Here is an 18,192-nt window from a genome sequence, read left to right as displayed (position 1 = left end):
ATATGGATCAATTTTTCAAGAATAGTTTAGTGTTGCTGCTTTTTGTTATGTTAAGCAGCACGGTAATGGCGCAAAAATTCACTACCCATGCGGTAAAGGAAGGGGAAACTTTGGAAAGTATTTCCAAACAGTATAAGGTTACGCCTTATTCGATCCTATCCTACAACAAGGAAATCAAGCAAGGTGAAGCCATTCGACCCAATACTGTTTTGGTGATTCCTTTGGGAGCAAAGGTTTCTGTGATCAGCGTTGATCCCAAAGTGGAAAATAACCAAACCCTTTTCGAAAAGAAGGAACCCGTGCAGGAAGAGCCTATAGGTTTTACCAACCATAAAGTTCGAAAACGGGAAACGCTTTATGGTATATCACAACGGTATCATATCAGTGAGGATGAGATAAAAAAGTACAATTCTGAATTATACTCGTCCCAGCTTAAAAAGGGTATGAAACTTAGAATCCCCAAATTCAGAAGGGTAAAGCCCGAGGAGAACCCCATCAATGAAGACGACTATGAAATTTATACGGTGGCACCTAAAGAGACACGATGGAGTATCGCCCATAAATATGGGATTACCATCGATAGTATGTTGGTATTGAACCCGGGGCTTTCGAAAGTAACCAATTATTTGGCCCAAGGCCAGGAACTCAGAATGCCAAAACCTCCGGGCAGTACGCTTAAGGGACAGGAAACCCAGTTGTACCAGTCTTATACGGTGCCGGCCAAAATGAATTTCTACCGTTTAGAAAAACAGTTCAATGTTAAATCAGATGAAATCGTAAGGTTGAATCCGGAGATCGCGGAACGCGGTGGATTGAAAGAAGGGATGGTCATTCGAATTCCAGTTATAAGGGTAGATCCTGGTGAGGTAAATACCGACAATTTTATTTTTTATGAGGTAAAACCCAAACAGACCGAATTTTCATTGACTCGAAAATTGGGGATTACGTATAAAGAATTATTGGACTTGAATCCAGATTTAAGGGAAGGCTTGAAAGCCGGGATGGTTTTAAAGCTGCCCAAAAACCAAACGGGTAATTTTGAGGTACGGAATTCTTTGGTTCTTGATAAGATAAATCTTTTGGATAGTATCAATCCGATCAACCGCCCAAAACTAGTGTTCCTATTTCCATTTCGATTGGATCGTTTAGACCTTAAGAATAAGGAATCCGTAATGGAGAACATCGAGGACAGAAATAGTTTGAAGTATAGTTTAGGGCTTTATTCAGGGGCCTTGATAGCTATAGATTCCATTGCAAAATTGGGTATTTCGGTTGATGTTAAGACTTATGACAATCAATTGGATCTTTCAAGGACGAAGAAAATACTATCGGATGAGAATTTGGCTAATGTAAGTGCCATTGTTGGTCCATTGGATCTCCCCTCACTAAAGGAAGTGGCCGTACGTGCCGCCCAATACGAGGTGCCTGTGATAGCCCCTATACCTGCCAAAAGTGATTTAAGCCTTGGCAATGTATTTTTTTCCTATACGTCTGAAGACGTGTTGCGTGACAGAATGCTTTCTTATGTCGAAGAAAAATTGACCGATGAGAATATAATAATCATCGCCGATGAAAAAAGTCAAGCTACCAAGGCCTTGATTTTGGAAAAATTTCCAAAGGCCAAGATTCTTGAGGTCAAAGAGGAAGAAAAGAATATCGGGATCAATAGGGATAAATTGGCCACATTATTATCCGAGGATGTGGAAAATTGGGTATTTGTGGAAACCGGGAATTTTAAGCTGATAGCGAGCATAGTTTCCATTTTAAACGCTTTTAAGGCTTCGCTATTGAATCCAGAGACCAGTACACAAAAAATTGACGTACGTATGTTCACCACGAATAAAAATAGTGCCTTCGATAATGATATCATATCTAGTACCCATTTATCCAATCTTCATTTTACATATCCATCCGTCTACCGAGAAGCGGAAAATAGTGGGTTTATTAAAGCATATAGTAAACGCTTTGGGGATGAGCCCGATCGTTATGCGGTCCGTGGTTTTGATTTAACCTATGATCTGCTTTTAAAATTGGCGTATAAGAATAATTTGATGGATGTGTCAAAAATTATTGGGGAAACCGAGTACGCTGGGAATAAATTCTCATATGAAAAGGATATGAGCTCCGGTTATTTTAACCAGGCTTCCTATATTATGACGATCGATAGTCTAAGGGTCGTTCAAGCACTTAAATAATGGGTATGACCTCAAGAGTTACATATACTGGAAATTTACGGACTACCTGTGAGCATTTACGTTCCGGAGATTCTTTTATTACCGATGCCCCTGTTGATAATAATGGATTAGGACAGGCATTTTCCCCTACCGATACTGTAGCCACGGGACTAGCCAGTTGTATGATTACCATGATGGGAATAAAGGCTAGGGATATGGATATCGATTTGATCGATACAACAGCGGAGGTCACTAAACATATGGCGGCTGATCCAAGAAGAATTTGCAAAATAGAGGTGAAACTTAGTTTGCCAAGCAACATATCAAGTAAGCATCGTAAAATTTTAGAGCATACGGCAAAAACCTGTCCAGTTCTTTATAGTTTGCATCCCGATATAGAAAAAGTCATCTCATTCCATTGGATTCAATAAAGTATTTACTGTTTTTTTTGGTGGGCATGGGCGCTTTAAACGCCCAGGAGGAGTATGAAACCATTGCATGGAGTGAAGATCGCAAACTGACTTGGGAAGATTTTAAAGACAAAGCCCCCAAAAATGCAAGAGCTGCTGCGACTACGGCCAGTGGTATTACGTATCAATTCTCAACCAGTGGAACGAGGGATAAGATGGTAATCGATTATGAGGTAAGTACCTTTTTCTATCCCAATAAATCTTGGTATCAACCCCAACTATGCGATTCCTTGATCTTAAGCCATGAGCAATTGCATTTTGATATCTCAGAGCTTTTTGCCCGTAGGATGCGGGAGCGATTGGGGACGGGTACATTTACCCAAAATGTCAAGGCCGAGGTAAAGTCTATATATCGTGAAATACTTGAGGAATTGGAAGCATTTCAAGACCTTTATGACAACCAGACCAATTTTTCCAGGGATATGGAGCAACAATTGCTTTGGAATGCTAAAATCGAGACGGCATTAAAAAAATGATTGTATTTGGCCTAGTTACCTTTACGCTTTCAATTCGTAACCATGGGTAATTACTAGTGATCTTGTTGAAATTGAAATACTTTAAAAATATAATGGAGATCAAACCTGATTATAAAAAACTTATTGAGCTTGCCCATTATAAAATGCCTATAGGGAAGTTTAAAAACCGTTATTTAGTAGACCTTCCTGAGCCTTATTTGGTATGGTTTCGCCAAAAAGGATTTCCCGATGGAAAGCTAGGTGATTTGCTGAGGTCTATGTTAGAGATTAAAATCAATGGTTTGGAACCCCTTGTTCGTAAAATTCAGAAAGAATTTCCTAGGTAATCCCTACGATTTCTTAATGCAATTTGTATTTTTGCTTGCGTTACGAACTCAATCGAACGCTTCATGTCACAAACCAAATATATTTTTGTAACCGGTGGGGTTACCTCTTCCCTTGGAAAAGGGATTATTGCCGCATCCCTAGCTAAATTACTGCAAGCTAGAGGTTACAAAACAACCATTCAAAAATTGGATCCCTACATCAATGTCGATCCTGGAACATTAAACCCTTATGAGCATGGGGAATGTTATGTGACCGATGATGGGGCAGAGACCGATTTGGATCTAGGACATTATGAGCGTTTTTTGAATGTTAAGACCTCCCAAGCCAATAACGTAACCACGGGAAGAATTTATCAGAGTGTCATAGAGAAAGAACGTCGTGGGGAGTTTTTAGGAAAAACGGTTCAGGTGGTACCCCATATCACCAATGAAATTAAAGAACGCGTACAGATTCTTGGGAATAGCGGTGAATATGATATCGTAATTACCGAAATCGGTGGAACCGTAGGGGATATTGAATCCCTACCCTATATAGAAGCTGTACGGCAATTGTTATGGGAGTTGGGTGACAATAACGCTATTGTGGTGCACTTAACGTTGGTGCCTTATCTGTCGGCTGCAGGGGAACTTAAAACAAAACCCACACAGCATTCGGTAAAAACCTTGATGGAGAGCGGGATCAAAGCGGATATCTTGGTTTGTAGAACAGAACATGAACTTTCGGACGAAATAAAAAACAAACTAGCCCTTTTCTGCAATGTGCGGCGTGAAGCGGTAATCCAATCCATTGACGCCTCAACCATTTATGATGTGCCAATTCTTATGCAAGAGGAAGGTCTGGATACTGTGGCCTTAAAAAAATTGGCATTGCCCGATACTACGGCCCCGGATTTAATACAGTGGGATGAGTTTCTGTACCGTCATAAGAACCCCAAACACGAGGTGACCATCGGTTTGGTTGGTAAATATGTAGAGTTGCAGGATTCTTATAAATCCATATTGGAGTCCTTTATTCATGCAGGGGCAAGTAATGAGGTCCGTGTGAACGTGCGATTTATCCATTCAGAACATATCACCAAGAAAAATATAGAGAAAAAATTACATGGACTCGACGGAATTTTGGTTGCACCAGGATTTGGGGAACGGGGTATCGAAGGTAAAATCGAAGCGGTACGATATGCGCGAGAAAACAACATTCCGTTTTTAGGGATCTGTTTAGGAATGCAAATGGCGGTTATTGAATATGCCCGCAATGTGCTGGGACTTACCAAAGCCAATTCCACGGAAATGGATGGTAGCACGCCAGATCCTGTGATCAGTTTAATGGAAGAACAAAAGACCATAACCAATAAAGGGGGTACCATGCGTTTAGGCGCGTGGGATTGTCATTTAAAGAAAGGGTCCTTGGTACATCAAATTTATAACGGAACCGATGATATTTCCGAACGCCACCGTCATCGCTATGAATTCAACAATGAGTACAAGGAACAATTTGAAAATGCTGGGTTATTGACTTCAGGAGTCAATAAGGAAACAGGTTTGGTCGAGATTGTTGAGTTGCCCGACCATCCGTGGTTTATTGGCGTACAGTATCATCCTGAATATAAAAGTACCGTAGCAAATCCACATCCGTTATTCGTAGGGTTGGTTAAAGCGGCATTAAACCACAAAAAAGAACAAACTAATGCCACTATGGCATAAACTGCACATTTGGGCATATATTTGCTGACAGTTTAAGACCTTCACGATTTACGGGCGGGTCTAAATTCAATTTTAAATGGAAGAAAAGAAAATAGACATTAATTCTATCATTGGCTTCGTGCTGATTTTTGGGATACTCATATTCATGTTTTACCAAAACAGACCTACGCCAGAAGAACTGGAAGCCCAAAAAGCCAAACAGGAACAGGTTGAGGAAGCGTCGAAAAAGGATGAAACACCCAAAATAACAGAAGAAGCACCCGCAGCCATAGACCTCCAGGATTCTACTTTAGTCGCCAATTATAAAAATACCATAGGAGCATTTGGTTATACCGCACCTTCCGATGGGGTCACTACTCTCGAAAATGAATTGGTCACTTTGAAAATAAGTAACAAAGGTGGACAAATCGTTGAGGCTAAAATGCGGGATTTCGTGACCTATGATTCAATTCCAGTGTATTTGGTAAAGGATGGGAATGCTTCTTTTGGGCTGAATTTTTCTACTTCGGATAATAGGGTGCTGAATACCAAAGATCTTTTCTTTGAGCCTTCTATGGAAAATAATGGCAACAACCAAGTCCTTTCAATGAAGGCGAAGGTAGCGCCGGATAAATATTTGGAATATCGGTACGAAATGAAACCGAATGATTATTTGGTTGATTTCACCATACGGTCCCAAGGGCTGAATGGGATAATAAATAGTAGTCCTATACAATTGGAGTGGGGATTAAAAGGAATCCGTCATTCCAAAAGTATCCAATATGAAAATAGATATACACGGTTAACGTATAACCATGAAGACGATAAAATAAGTAAACTCTCTGAAGGTAGTGATGATGAGGAAATCGAAACTGATGTAAAATGGTTATCGTATCGACAACACTTTTTTAGCTCGATCTTGGCCACTAAAGAGACCTTTAAAAAGGCTGAATTGTCTTCTATTAATTTAGTGGAAGAGGAAAGTAGAACATTTGGGTTTACCAAGGAATACAATTCAAAAGTGGAATTGGAGATGAATGGAGGGGAACTTTCCCAGAATCTGTTTTGGTACTACGGTCCCACGGATGTTGATGTATTGGATGAGTATAAAGAATTGGGACTTGCAGATTCGATTCCTTTTGGATGGGGTATTTTCGGTTGGATCAACCGTTATATGTTTACCCCGTTTTATTCTTGGCTGAGTTCACTTTTGCCAGCAGGTATCGCCATTGTGATCATGACTATTTTGGTGCGCCTGGCTATGTCGCCGGTTACGTATAAGTCATACCTGTCCCAAGCGAAAATGAAGGTCTTAAAACCTGAGATTACCGAGTTGGGTGAAAAGTACAAGGATAATGCCATGAAAAAGCAGCAAGAGACCATGAAGCTCTACAATAAGGCTGGGGTTAGTCCTATGAGTGGTTGTATCCCCGCATTTTTGCAAATGCCGATATTCTATGCCCTGTTCATGTTTTTCCCAACCTCTTTTGCATTACGTCAAAAGTCGTTCCTGTGGGCAGATGATCTATCTTCCTTCGATACTATCTATCAATTTCCTGAAGGATTTTCAATTCCTTTCTATGGAGATCATATTAGTTTATTCCCCATATTGGCATCGGTAGCTATTTTCTTCTATATGATGATGACCACAGGACAGAATATGCCGCAGCAACCGGGTATGCCCAATATGAAGTTCATCATGTACTTAATGCCATTTATGATGTTGTTCTTCTTTAACAACTATGCCAGTGGCTTGAGTTTGTACTATTTTGTATCAAACTTGATTACCATATTCATAATGTTGGCCATTAAGAAGTTCATCTTGGACGATGAAAAGATACACGCACAGATACAGGTGAATAAACAGAAACCCAAGAAGGAGAATAAATTCCAGCGAAAGATGCGCGAAATGATGGAGCAGGCAGAAGAACAGAAAAAAACGGGAAAAAGATAGGCACAGAGCTTAGAATAATACCATTTTTATCCAATTCCACTGAGCTTAGTCAAAGCAGAATATAAACCAAAAAGCCCTGACGAAAACGTCGGGGCTTTTAGCATTAAATAGATTTAGTTTGGTAAGATTTGGGACTTCAAAGATGTGATTAAATAGTTCGTTTACGAATTAAAAGTTGTAAAGCGTCCGATTTTGTATGCTAAAAGTATCGGTGATGATGTTTGTGGATTTCGAAGGTGATACAATAAGAGGTTATATACCAAAAAAAACTTCCAAGCTCAAACCCGAATGATTTTCGAATTTAAACAAGGAAGTTCATAAACAACCAATAAATCACAAACTAAACTATACCTGACTTAATGACCTAGAAGTGTTAAAACTTCTTGGGATAATAATACTTTATCAATAACATGTACAATGCCATTGCTGGTTACGACATCGGCGCCAACTACATTGGCATCAGTATGTGTTTTGTCCCTAATTGCCACACCGTGATCAATAATTGCAAATACTGATTCTCCTTGTAATGTTACAATTTCTTGATGGTCACTAAGGTCTCCGGAAGCTACCGCTGCTCCTGCCACAACATGATAGGTCAAGATCTTCGCCAATAGCGCCTTTTCTTCCTCAGTATCAAAATCAGCAATAGATCCGCAATTGGGTATGAGGGCCAATAAATCTTCAAAAGCGGCATTCGTTGGGGCAAAAACAGTAAACGGACCCTCACCACTTAGGGCTTCGACCAATCCGGCATCTGCTTGGATCAAGGCGTCAACCAATAGACTTAAATCATCTACACTCTGTGCCGTTTCCACGATGTTGGGTACTGGTGGATTCAATATATCCAATACTTCTTGGGGCAACAAGACCTTGTTGATCACATGAACCACCCCATTACTCGCTTCTACATCGGCTAATACCACTTTTGCATTGTGAGCTGTAGCATCGTCTATATAGACCATACCTCCCATAATACTGATTCCGACTTTTTCACCTTGAAAAGTTTCAATCATCTGGCCATCACTCAAATCGGTTGAGAAAGCGGCAGCACCAGCAACTACATGGTAGGTCAATACCTTGACCAAAAGGTCTTTTTCCTCTTGGGTGTCAAAATCGGCCAAACTATGGTAGTCATCCCCTAGGGCATCCAATAAAGCTACGAAAGCCTCGTTGGTCGGCGCAAAAACCGTAAATGGTCCATCGCCGCTTAACGTTTCTACCAAACCGGCGTTCGCTTGTTGTAAAGCGCCCACTAAAAGGCTTAAATCATCGGTCTCGACTGCAATTTCTACAATGGTCTTTAAGCTGGAAGCCGTTAGCATATCCAATACCTCTTGGGGTACTAAGACTTTATTGATTACGTGCACCACGCCGTTACTCGCTTCGACATCCGCTAGGACAACCGTTGCATTCGAGTCGGTCGCATCTACAATATGAACCATTCCGTCTTTGATATTTACACCAACACTTTCCCCTTGTACAGTTTCAATCATCTGGCCATCGCTAAGGTCTGTTGAGAAGGCAGCAGCACCGGCAACAACGTGATACGTCAATACCTTCACCAAAAGATCTTTCTCATCTTGGGTGTCAAAATCGGCCAAGCTATGGTAGTCATCCCCAAGGGCATCCAATAAGGCAACAAAAGCGGCATTGGTAGGAGCGAATACAGTAAACGGACCTTCACCATTTAAGGTTTCGACCAAACCGGCGTTCGCTTGTTGTAAAGCGCCTACTAAAAGGCTCAAATCATCGGTCTCAACTGCAATTTCAACAATGGTCTTTAAACTCATCGCTGTTACAAAGTCTATGGCCGCTTGAGGTAATAAAACCTTATCTATCGTATGGGCTACCCCGTTGGAAGCCATAATGTCCGTACCGGTTATATTGGCATCTACATCAGATGCATCCCCTATGACGAAAGTTTCCCCGGAGGCTATAACATGGATGGAATTTTCGCTAAATGCGGTTGCGACTGATCCCTCCGCAAGGTCGGCAGCTTTCACTTCCGCTGGAATCACGTGATAAAGAAGTATATCTTTCAACAACATCATTTCTTCCTCGGTATCAAAATCATCCAAACCGTTGTAATCATCGCCCAAAATATCCAATAGGGCAATGAAGGCATCGTCACTTGGGGCAAATACTGTAAATGGACCTTCGCTACTTAACGTTCCTGCCAAATCCGCTTTAAGTACGGCAGCTTCCAAAATTGAAAGGCTTTCAGCTTCAACAACGATATCCACAAGGGTCCCTAGTTCCTCTTCCTCTTCTTCCTCCCCATTTAATGCATCTATAATTGCTTGAGGTAGAAGTACTTTATTTATGACATGCACTACACCATTACTTGCCATTACATCGGCCATGACAACAGTGGCATCGGTTTCCGTAGCATCTTGAATAAAAACACCACCTTCTAAATTAATGGAAACATCTTCCCCTTGCACGGTAGCTATACTTTGCCCATTGCTTAAGTCAGTGGATTTAGCGGCCACCCCTGCAACAACATGATAGGTAAGAATAGTTGCTAAAAGGTCTTTTTCCTCATCGGTATCAAAATCCTCAAGGGAATCAAAACCGTCCAAAGCACCTAAGAGCGCTGTAAAGGCTTCGTTGGTTGGGGCAAAAACCGTAAATGGACCATCACCACTTAGGGTTTGTACTAAATCGGTTCCATCCTTTTCGTCTGCTTTGGTTAAAGCAGCCACCAAAGAGCTTAAGGCGTCTTGACCTACCGCTGTTTGTACGATGTTCATTTCTTCGTTTTCCTTGGCTGGTCCATCATTCTCATCCTTGTCACAGGATAGCACGAACAATGATAGTAACGCCAAGAAAAAAAATCTTCGGAGTTGTAATACATTTTTCATAGTGGGTGTTTTTAGTAATTAAATTGTTTAACTTATTCTATAAATAGATAAACAATAATACAAAAAGTTGCGTCTTGTTTAGCGTTAATTATAAAAAGTTTAACAAAATAATTGGATATCAAAGCTTTACGTTAAAGATGAAAACAAAAAAAAGCCGCATTAAGCGGCTTTTTATATCATCATTATATTCAATCGATTAATTCGTTGTGTCTGGAATCATCACCTGATTCAATACATGGATTACCCCGTTGTTGGCTTGTACATCCACTGCAATTATTCCAATTCCGGAATTGCCAGCACCATCGGTAACATCTGCAATATTATCTCCCGTACCAGGTAGGGTTATCGTCATACTATCACCTTCCAACGTTGTGGCTGTAGTGTCTCCATCTGGAGTTAAATCAGTAGAACGAACATTGGCACCTCCTACTACATGATGCAGTAATACTTGGGTCAATACATCTTCTTCAGGAATAGCGGCCAACGCAGCAAAAGCCTCATTCGTTGGTGCGAATACAGTAAACGGCGCTGGGTCGGTACCATTTGGCGTACTCAATACCGAAACAAAGTCAGTCGCTGGCGTCAATTCAGTCAAAGCTGTAACCAAGGTTGAGAAGTTCGGGTCTGCAACTGCAAACGTCACTACACTTGGCAAATCAATTACTGCATCGACGGCATGGATAACCCCATTTGTCGCCACAATATCGGCAGCCGCAACATTACTTGTGCCATTAATGGTAACTCCATCATCTGTATTGATATACATGCTAAGATTGTCCCCATCGGCATTCGCAGCTGCTGTGGTAACATATGAATTGGATAAACCACTAGAAAAAGCGGCTGCACCAACTATAACATGATTAGACAGAATAGCATTCAAATCATTAGCATTTGGATTCGTAAATGCTGAAAAGCCAGCGTTCACAGGAGCAAATACCGTAAAATCAGTTTCCGAATCGGAAAGCAAAGTGGTGAAGGTGGTATTGCCTCCGGATGTCAAAGCACCAACTAATTCTGATAAATCTCCATTGGCAACAGCATGGTCCACAATATTGGGCAACCCTATAACCGCATCAACAATATGTACCACCCCGTTGATCGCTTTATTATCGGCTACCGTAACATTGGAAACACCATTTAATGTAACGCCAGTTGATAGATCTACAAGCATACTTAAGTTATTGCCACCGGCACCTGCGGTTGAAAGTGTAGACACGTAGCCAGCGGTTAGGTCTGTAGATAGATTGGTTCCGCTTACCACATGGTTCAATAAAACTTGAGTTAGTACATCAACAGGAACCTCACTCAAATCCGCAAATCCGTTATCAGCCAAGAAAGTTTCGAATGCATCGTTAGTAGGTGCGAAAACTGTGAAAGGACCTTCACCAGCCAAAACGGTTGGTAAATCACCATCTGCGGCCAATAAAGCCGCTACCAAATTACTTAGGGTTGGGGTGGCAATCGCCAAATCGGTTATGGAAACCAAAAGCACATCACTTAAAGCATCCAAAGCAGCTTGAGGTAAAAGCACCTTGTCTATTAAATGTATAACCCCATTATTTGTTTCTACATCGGCCAAGGTCACTTGTGCAGATTCACCTGCGGCATCCGTAAAGAATACGCCACCGCTTAAACTCACGGTTAGGTCTTCACCTTGAACTGTTGATACAACCTGTCCTTCTGAAAGGTCCCCTGAAACTACGGAAGCACCGCCTACGACATGATAGGTCAATATGGTAGCCAATAGATTCTGTAATTGTTCGTTATTAAAATCGTCCAAGGAATCAAATCCATCCAATCGGGCCAACAAGTCTTCAAAAGCATCATTCGTTGGAGCCAAGACGGTAAAACTGGTGTTTTCATCACTTAACGTGGTAATAAGGTCGTTTGCAGCGCTTTCATCAGCCTTTGACAAGGCCGCTACCAAACTACTAACACTTTCTGTGGCCAGGGCCGTTTCAACGATATTCAGGTCATCAACCATTCCAGGATCTGCCTCCCTCTGGTCAGGACCGTTATCATCATCATTGGAACAGGACAATACAAATGTCGCCAGCAGCAACAAAATAAATCGATTTAAAATTTTAGTTTTTGATTTCATTGTTAGAGATATTAAAGGTTAATAAAATAAATTTGTTTAACATATTCGATTAAAAGATAAACAATATTACAAAAGATTACGTTTTGTTTAGCATTAATTGTAAAAAGTTTAACAAAATAAATTTCCACGCAGGAATGCGTTCTTGCATTTTTTAGGGTCGCACTACCTTATTTTGTATTTTTGTGCACTTTTAAGAAAGAATGAAAAAAGTAGTTATAGGACTCTCGGGAGGCGTGGATTCTAGTGTGGCAGCATACCTGTTGAAAGAACAGGGGTATGATGTTATTGGCCTATTTATGAAGAATTGGCATGACGATTCCGTTACAATTTCTGAAGAGTGTCCGTGGTTGGAAGATAGTAATGATGCCTTGATCGTAGCTGAAAAATTAGGGATCCCATTCCAAACGGTTGATTTAAGTGTGGAATATAAGGAGCGTATCGTGGACTATATGTTCAACGAATATGAGAAGGGGAGGACCCCTAATCCGGATGTGTTATGCAATCGCGAGATCAAATTCGATGTTTTTCTAAAAATCGCTTTACAATTAGGGGCCGATTATGTGGCAACAGGACATTATTGTAGAAAAGGTTCCTTTACCAGCGCCGATGGCAAGGAAACCTTTCAACTGCTTTCGGGTATTGATAGGAATAAGGACCAATCCTATTTTTTATGCCAGCTTAACCAGGAGCAATTATCCAAAACACTTTTTCCTATCGGGGAACTGACCAAACCGGAAGTGCGGCGGATCGCTGCAGATAATGAATTGATCACCGCTGATAAAAAAGATTCCCAGGGACTTTGTTTTATAGGGAAGGTTCGATTACCGGAATTTCTCCAACAGAAATTAAAACCAAAAAAGGGAGTTATTGTAGAGGTGGAAGCCACGTTGGACCAGTATCGCGAACAGTTACCCGATTTTAGGAACAAGGAAGATGAATTGGCCTTTTTTTCGAAAAAACCAAACTATACTATCAAGGACGGAAAAGTTGTGGGGGAACATCAGGGTGCCCATTATTTTACCAAGGGTCAGCGTAAAGGGTTGGATGTCGGGGGCACTAAAGATCCTTTGTATGTCATTGACACTGATATAGAAGAAAATGTAATATATACGGGTCAAGGTAAAGGGCATCCAGGATTATATCGCAGAACCTTGTTTGTGACCAATGCCGAAATCCATTGGGTACGGCCAGACATGGCCTTGAACGTGGATGAAAATATGGAGGTTATGGCAAGAATCCGCTATCGTCAACCTTTGCAAAAGGCGACACTATATAGGATAGATAGTGGACTCTATGTGGATTTTAAAGAGAAACAATCGGCCATTACCGAAGGTCAATTTGTGGCTTGGTATATCGGAGATGAACTTATTGGGTCGGGAGTGATTTCATAATATAGTATTCTCCCATCGAGGGTCCAACTGCCTCGGGTACAGCAGTCGAGAGGATAATACGTATTTTTCACTAGTTCCCAACGGATGTAGAACAGACAAATTTTCATGCAAAACAGAATCACACAGCTTTTCGGAATAAAATACCCCATAATCCAAGCAGGAATGGTATGGGCCAGTGGTTGGCGCTTGGCTTCAGCCGTTTCCAATGCTGGCGGATTGGGACTTATCGGTGCGGGAAGTATGTATCCTGAAGTCTTACGGGAGCATATCCAAAAATGTCAAAAGGCAACAGATCAACCTTTTGGGGTCAACGTACCCATGTTATATCCCGATATCGACAAGATCATGGCCCTTATTATAGAAATGGGCGTAAAAATCGTTTTTACATCCGCAGGAAATCCAAAGACATGGACATCGCATCTAAAGGAACACGGGATAACGGTCGTACATGTGGTCAGTAGTGTCAAATTTGCTCTAAAGGCGCAAGAGGCTGGGGTAGATGCTGTCGTGGCAGAGGGTTTTGAGGCAGGTGGTCACAATGGGCGCGATGAAACTACCACGTTGGTATTGATTCCCGCCGTGAAGGAAAAAATAGAAATCCCTTTGATTGCGGCAGGTGGCATAGCAACGGGTAGGGCCATGTTGGCGGTAATGGTGTTAGGTGCCGATGGGGTGCAAATAGGAAGTCGCTTTGTAGCCAGTGACGAGGCCTCATCCCATGAGCTTTTCAAGCAACGGGTGGTCGAAGCTGGGGAAGGGGATACCCAATTAACGCTAAAGGAATTAGCCCCAGTACGATTGATCAAGAACAAATTCTATCAAGATGTACAACGGGCCTATGAAAAAGGGGCGACCAAAGAAGAATTGAAAGCACTCTTGGGAAGGGCCCGGGCGAAAAGAGGTATGTTCGAGGGCGATATGGTCGAAGGTGAATTGGAAATAGGGCAAGTCTCAGCACTGATCCATGATATAAAACCTGCAGAACAGATAGTCACCGAAATTGTACAGGAATTCGAAGAAGCCAAATATAACATCTCCTCACGCTAATTTTCTTTGATGTGTTAGGTTATAACTAGCGGAATTAATCCTTTTCAAGTAGAAGCAGGTTAATATCCTGTGTGATACGTTCAATTTCCTTATCGTTGGTACCATTATATACTCCCGAATTCGTTTTTTCGTATCGACCAGAATAAAATTCGGGGTATGAATGAAATCCTGAACCCCGCCATCCCCTTGTTCAACTGCGGCAAAATAGCTTTTACGGGCCAAATTGTATATGTGTTTTTTGTCACCGGAAGTGATATTCCATTCATCATGACCAGCCCCCTAAGAGGATCAATCGATTTTACTCTTTCTTTGGTCTTGTTGGTCATAATTGATTGGTATGTAGTTTTTTGTGCATGATACGACCCTCACGAACCACGATTTCTATAATCTCCTCAATATCCTTTTTTGAGGTTCTAAAATTCACAATGCAACTTCTGAGACAATAACTATCTTTTACAATAGCATTGGAAAAGAAAACCTCGCCACCTAATTCCAAAGCCTGCAGCAATGCTTCATTCAATGTATTTAGGTAGGTCATGCTGTTTTTATCATCGTGGGGAACATCCGTAGGGACATATCTAAAAGTAGTAATGCTTAAATTTTGGGATACCGCTTCCAATTCATTATGCTTGTTGGCCAGTTTAAACAACAATTCGGATAATTCAATATCTTCACGAATCATTTTCGCATATCCTTTTCTTCCTACTTGCTGAAAAGCCATCCAAACTTTCAATGCCCTGAAACCACGGGAATTTTGAAGGCCGTATTCATAATAATTTTGTGCTTTTAAATCTTCTGTTTTATTGAAATGATAATATTCGGGATGCGAACTGTAGGCATCTAAAAGATGTTGTGGTTTTTTCACCAGCGTACAGCCCGCTTCAAGAGGGGCGTACAACCATTTATGTGGGTCAAGTGCAATGGAATCGGCATCCTTAAGTCCTTCAAATGTAGCTTTCAATTCAGGGATTATCGCTGCTGGAACCCCATAGGCCCCATCGATATGAAACCAAAGGTCATAGGTTTTGCAGATTGCAGCGATTTCTTTTAGATTATCTACCACACCAGTACTAACATCGCCAGCCGTACCAACGACCATAAAGGGTTGGTGTCCATTTTTTAAATCTTCTTTTATGGTTTTTTCTAAAATAACGGTATCTATTTTATTGAACGCATCGGTAGGTATCCAACGGGTTTGTTTGGAGCCATGTCCGCAGAGAATTGCCGCTTTTTCTACCCATGTATGGGTAGTTTTAGAACAATAGGCAATCAGTTTGGACTGATTTGCTGCAAGCCCTTCTTCTTTGATATTCATTGGTGCTTTGGCCGTTCTTGCGGCCAGAAATGCGGTAAAATTGGCCATATTGCCGCCACTCACCAATATTCCCCCGTAATTGGGGGAAACCCCGATGAATTCTGCCAACCATTTTACGGTCTGTTTTTCAATTTCGGTAGCCATGGGACTTAATACTTGCGCGCCAACATTCTGGTTTATGGCTGCAGCCATTAAATCTGCCAAAACACCAATTGGGGCAGGAGAGGAGGTAATATACCCCATGAATCTGGGGTGACCATTGAACAAGGAATGATTCAACAATAGATCGGAAGCTCTTATAATGATTTCCTCGGCAGGGGTAGCTTGCTCTGGAAAGGATGAAGTGCCTAAAATCTTTTGTAATTGTATAGGAGATTCCCCTTTTGTTACTGGATAATCGTCAATGGTGTCAAAGAAATCAGCTATCGTATCGATCAATTGATAACCGATTTTTTTAAAATCCTCTTTTTGAATTTCAATGGGTGTATCCCTGTGGTTTGTCATTTAGTCTATTCTTTCATTTTTTTATATCAAAGGGCTAATTAAAGACAATGGCCTATAAGTTACATCTAATTGGAATAAAAAAATCGGCTATAGTATCAATTGGTTTATAACCGATTATTTTGAAAATACCCTTTCTTGTTTTATCCCGGTGTTATTCCCTTTTCCCGCATAAAACGAACATCAATGGTTTACTTCCAGTCTTTAACCTGCTAATTCGGCCATTCTTTTACCCACATGGGTAAGTACTTCGTTCAACTCCTTTGTTGGACTGAATTCTAGAAGTTTCAAATCTTCTTTGACAATGCCCGTATGGCCTGCGGGCCAATAGTAGACATCACCTTTAGTGACCAATTCTTCTTTTCCGTCATCGTAAATGATCAACATTTTACCATCTATAACGTAGCCCCAATGCGGGCAATGGCAACTGTCGTGATTCAATCCCTTTAACAAAGGGGTAAAATCGGTGCCTGCTGGTAGTTCATTGTACCCTAGGGTTATGCCACCACAATCTGCTTGTGCTCGCATGATCATATTTCCTGCCTGCATTGTGATTGGAAGATCTTCTTTTTTGATTTTCATGATTTTATTTTTTTAAGTTAAACAATTAATTACAGTGGTAGGTATACCACCAAACCTAAATTTTGGTTACAGCTTATTCAGCCGTTGAAGGGTCAATAATAGTAGCCACTTGGCTTACGGAATTTGCTGGAAATCCCCCTTGTTTTGCGTGTTCACGTACCATTTCTTCATTTGGGGCATGATATACACAATAAATCTTATCACTTGTGACATAGCTATGTATCCACTGAATCTCAGGACCCATTTCATTTAATACCCCACATGAGGTTTGTGAAATACCTTTTAACTGTTCCTGGGACAGTTCACCAGCCCCCGGAATAGCTCTTTCAATTACATACATATTTTGTTCTTCGGTTAAATCTTCTGGTCGAATCATTTTTTTATTCTTATTTGTTATTCGTATAAAAATTCAATTATTGTTCAAGTTGTATTTTAAAAGTGTTTTTTTCGATATCTTTTATTTAGGTAAAAACTTCCTTGTAAATAATACCGACGGAGAGGACCAATAACAACCACCCAAAATAAGTTTTAAGCTTTTCCCCCTTAATAAAGGAAGAAAGATAGATGCCCAAGAAAATGCCTAAGGTGGAGACTACCGTAAACCCTATTAAAAAGTCCCAGTTTATCTCCAAATTCCCTACATCGCCCATAAATCCGATCAAAGATTTTAGTGCGATAATAAACAATGAAGTTGCTACTGCTTTCTTCATGGGTAGTTTTACCAATAAAACCAAGGTGGGAATGATCAAGAAACCTCCACCGATCCCAACAACACCGGTAAATAAACCGATTAGAATGCCCTGCAATAGTATCAAAGGATAATTGTACCGATTAATTTGGCTATGATCACTTAACGCTTTCCTTTTCCGTAGCATTGAAAGAGAACACAATAGCATGGTAAGGGCTAAAAACACCATAATCGCCATATCCTTGGTAACCATAAAATCCTCTATTGTGATTATCTCGATTGGAATTATGGGAAGTATATATTTCCGCACTACATATACGGCAATAAAAGCTGGGATGGCAAATACAATGGCAATCCTAAAATCAACCAATCCCTTTTCCCAGTTTCTAAAGGCCCCAATTGTAGAGGAAGTACCCACGACGAAAAGCGAATACGCCGTTGTGGTAATAGGACTGATATGGAATAAGTAGGTAAAAATGGGGATTGCGATCAATGAACCCCCACTACCCATTAGACCCAATACAAGGCCGACCATTAAGGCCCCTAAATAACCAAAAATCTCTATGGTTTCCATTTTAGTATTTAAAATTGAATGTGCCCTTGGTTTGATCCTTCGCGTATTT

General features: G+C 40.9%; 14 protein-coding genes. 8 read left to right on the top strand and 6 right to left on the bottom strand.

Annotated features, from left to right (window positions below):
- The first annotated feature begins 2 nt into the window (after positions 1 to 2).
- The 6 genes from HPE63_RS15665 to yidC all read left to right on the top strand — a co-directional run bounded on the left by HPE63_RS15665 (position 3) and on the right by yidC (position 7,080).
- Positions 3 to 2,195, top strand: a complete 2,193-nt coding sequence (locus HPE63_RS15665; RefSeq protein WP_223198190.1) for a LysM peptidoglycan-binding domain-containing protein — start codon at positions 3 to 5, stop codon at positions 2,193 to 2,195.
- A 5-nt stretch (positions 2,196 to 2,200) separates the two neighbouring features.
- Complete coding sequence (locus HPE63_RS15660) at positions 2,201 to 2,605, top strand: OsmC family protein (protein ID WP_188315223.1); 405 nt, start codon at positions 2,201 to 2,203, stop codon at positions 2,603 to 2,605.
- A complete protein-coding gene (locus tag HPE63_RS15655; protein ID WP_223198189.1) occupies positions 2,593 to 3,120 on the top strand; it encodes a DUF922 domain-containing protein in 528 nt (175 codons plus the stop codon). Before HPE63_RS15660 ends, HPE63_RS15655 begins: the two co-directional genes overlap by 13 nt.
- Positions 3,121 to 3,212: 92 nt before the next feature.
- Positions 3,213 to 3,446 (top strand): DUF3820 family protein, encoded by a 234-nt coding sequence (locus tag HPE63_RS15650; protein WP_188315222.1) that lies wholly within the window; start codon positions 3,213 to 3,215, stop codon positions 3,444 to 3,446.
- Positions 3,447 to 3,509: 63 nt separating this feature from the next.
- Positions 3,510 to 5,147, top strand: coding sequence for a CTP synthase (locus tag HPE63_RS15645; protein WP_188315221.1), 1,638 nt, complete (start codon positions 3,510 to 3,512; stop codon positions 5,145 to 5,147).
- A gap of 76 nt (positions 5,148 to 5,223) precedes the next feature.
- Positions 5,224 to 7,080 (top strand): membrane protein insertase YidC, encoded by a 1,857-nt coding sequence (yidC, locus tag HPE63_RS15640; protein WP_188315220.1) that lies wholly within the window; start codon positions 5,224 to 5,226, stop codon positions 7,078 to 7,080.
- A 356-nt stretch (positions 7,081 to 7,436) separates the two neighbouring features.
- Here yidC and HPE63_RS15635 read toward each other — a convergent pair whose 3' ends face one another.
- Complete coding sequence (locus tag HPE63_RS15635; protein WP_223198188.1) at positions 7,437 to 9,944, bottom strand: fasciclin domain-containing protein; 2,508 nt, start codon at positions 9,942 to 9,944, stop codon at positions 7,437 to 7,439.
- Between the two features lie 196 nt (positions 9,945 to 10,140).
- On the bottom strand, positions 10,141 to 12,045 hold the full coding sequence (locus tag HPE63_RS15630) for a fasciclin domain-containing protein (RefSeq protein WP_188315219.1): 1,905 nt from the start codon (positions 12,043 to 12,045) through the stop codon (positions 10,141 to 10,143).
- Between the two features lie 200 nt (positions 12,046 to 12,245).
- On the opposite strand from HPE63_RS15630, the gene mnmA reads away from it, so the two are divergent.
- The gene (gene mnmA, locus HPE63_RS15625) at positions 12,246 to 13,436 is read left to right on the top strand and encodes a tRNA 2-thiouridine(34) synthase MnmA (protein WP_188315218.1); all 1,191 of its coding nucleotides are present in this window, start codon (positions 12,246 to 12,248) and stop codon (positions 13,434 to 13,436) included.
- Positions 13,437 to 13,541: 105 nt separating this feature from the next.
- Positions 13,542 to 14,483 (top strand): NAD(P)H-dependent flavin oxidoreductase, encoded by a 942-nt coding sequence (locus HPE63_RS15620; protein WP_188315217.1) that lies wholly within the window; start codon positions 13,542 to 13,544, stop codon positions 14,481 to 14,483.
- A gap of 322 nt (positions 14,484 to 14,805) precedes the next feature.
- Here the strand turns inward: HPE63_RS15620 and HPE63_RS15615 are convergent, their stop codons facing one another.
- The 4 genes from HPE63_RS15615 to HPE63_RS15600 all read right to left on the bottom strand — a co-directional run bounded on the left by HPE63_RS15615 (position 14,806) and on the right by HPE63_RS15600 (position 18,143).
- On the bottom strand, positions 14,806 to 16,302 hold the full coding sequence (locus tag HPE63_RS15615) for a pyridoxal phosphate-dependent decarboxylase family protein (RefSeq protein ID WP_188315216.1): 1,497 nt from the start codon (positions 16,300 to 16,302) through the stop codon (positions 14,806 to 14,808).
- A 201-nt stretch (positions 16,303 to 16,503) separates the two neighbouring features.
- Positions 16,504 to 16,881, bottom strand: coding sequence for a cupin domain-containing protein (locus tag HPE63_RS15610; RefSeq protein WP_188315215.1), 378 nt, complete (start codon positions 16,879 to 16,881; stop codon positions 16,504 to 16,506).
- 73 nt (positions 16,882 to 16,954) lie between these two features.
- The gene (locus HPE63_RS15605; protein WP_223198187.1) at positions 16,955 to 17,257 is read right to left on the bottom strand and encodes a DUF4242 domain-containing protein; all 303 of its coding nucleotides are present in this window, start codon (positions 17,255 to 17,257) and stop codon (positions 16,955 to 16,957) included.
- An 85-nt stretch (positions 17,258 to 17,342) separates the two neighbouring features.
- Complete coding sequence (locus HPE63_RS15600; protein WP_188315214.1) at positions 17,343 to 18,143, bottom strand: sulfite exporter TauE/SafE family protein; 801 nt, start codon at positions 18,141 to 18,143, stop codon at positions 17,343 to 17,345.
- Between the last annotated feature and the right edge of the window lie 49 nt (positions 18,144 to 18,192).

This window comes from Maribacter arenosus, assembly GCF_014610845.1.
GTDB classification, from domain to species: domain Bacteria; phylum Bacteroidota; class Bacteroidia; order Flavobacteriales; family Flavobacteriaceae; genus Maribacter_A; species Maribacter_A arenosus.
This window is presented reverse-complemented; position numbering and strand designations above follow the sequence as displayed.

Bases quoted from the DNA above. Each gene is read 5' to 3' on its own strand.
- HPE63_RS15665 (WP_223198190.1), top strand. From the start codon at position 3: ATGGATCAATTTTTCAAGAATAGTTTAGTGTTGCTGCTTTTTGTTATG.
- HPE63_RS15660 (WP_188315223.1), top strand. From the start codon at position 2,201: ATGACCTCAAGAGTTACATATACTGGAAATTTACGGACTACCTGTGAG.
- HPE63_RS15650 (WP_188315222.1), top strand. From the start codon at position 3,213: ATGGAGATCAAACCTGATTATAAAAAACTTATTGAGCTTGCCCATTAT.
- HPE63_RS15645 (WP_188315221.1), top strand. From the start codon at position 3,510: ATGTCACAAACCAAATATATTTTTGTAACCGGTGGGGTTACCTCTTCC.
- yidC (WP_188315220.1), top strand. From the start codon at position 5,224: ATGGAAGAAAAGAAAATAGACATTAATTCTATCATTGGCTTCGTGCTG.
- HPE63_RS15635 (WP_223198188.1), bottom strand. From the start codon at position 9,944: ATGAAAAATGTATTACAACTCCGAAGATTTTTTTTCTTGGCGTTACTA.
- HPE63_RS15630 (WP_188315219.1), bottom strand. From the start codon at position 12,045: ATGAAATCAAAAACTAAAATTTTAAATCGATTTATTTTGTTGCTGCTG.
- mnmA (WP_188315218.1), top strand. From the start codon at position 12,246: ATGAAAAAAGTAGTTATAGGACTCTCGGGAGGCGTGGATTCTAGTGTG.
- HPE63_RS15620 (WP_188315217.1), top strand. From the start codon at position 13,542: ATGCAAAACAGAATCACACAGCTTTTCGGAATAAAATACCCCATAATC.
- HPE63_RS15615 (WP_188315216.1), bottom strand. From the start codon at position 16,302: ATGACAAACCACAGGGATACACCCATTGAAATTCAAAAAGAGGATTTT.
- HPE63_RS15610 (WP_188315215.1), bottom strand. From the start codon at position 16,881: ATGAAAATCAAAAAAGAAGATCTTCCAATCACAATGCAGGCAGGAAAT.
- HPE63_RS15605 (WP_223198187.1), bottom strand. From the start codon at position 17,257: ATGATTCGACCAGAAGATTTAACCGAAGAACAAAATATGTATGTAATT.
- HPE63_RS15600 (WP_188315214.1), bottom strand. From the start codon at position 18,143: ATGGAAACCATAGAGATTTTTGGTTATTTAGGGGCCTTAATGGTCGGC.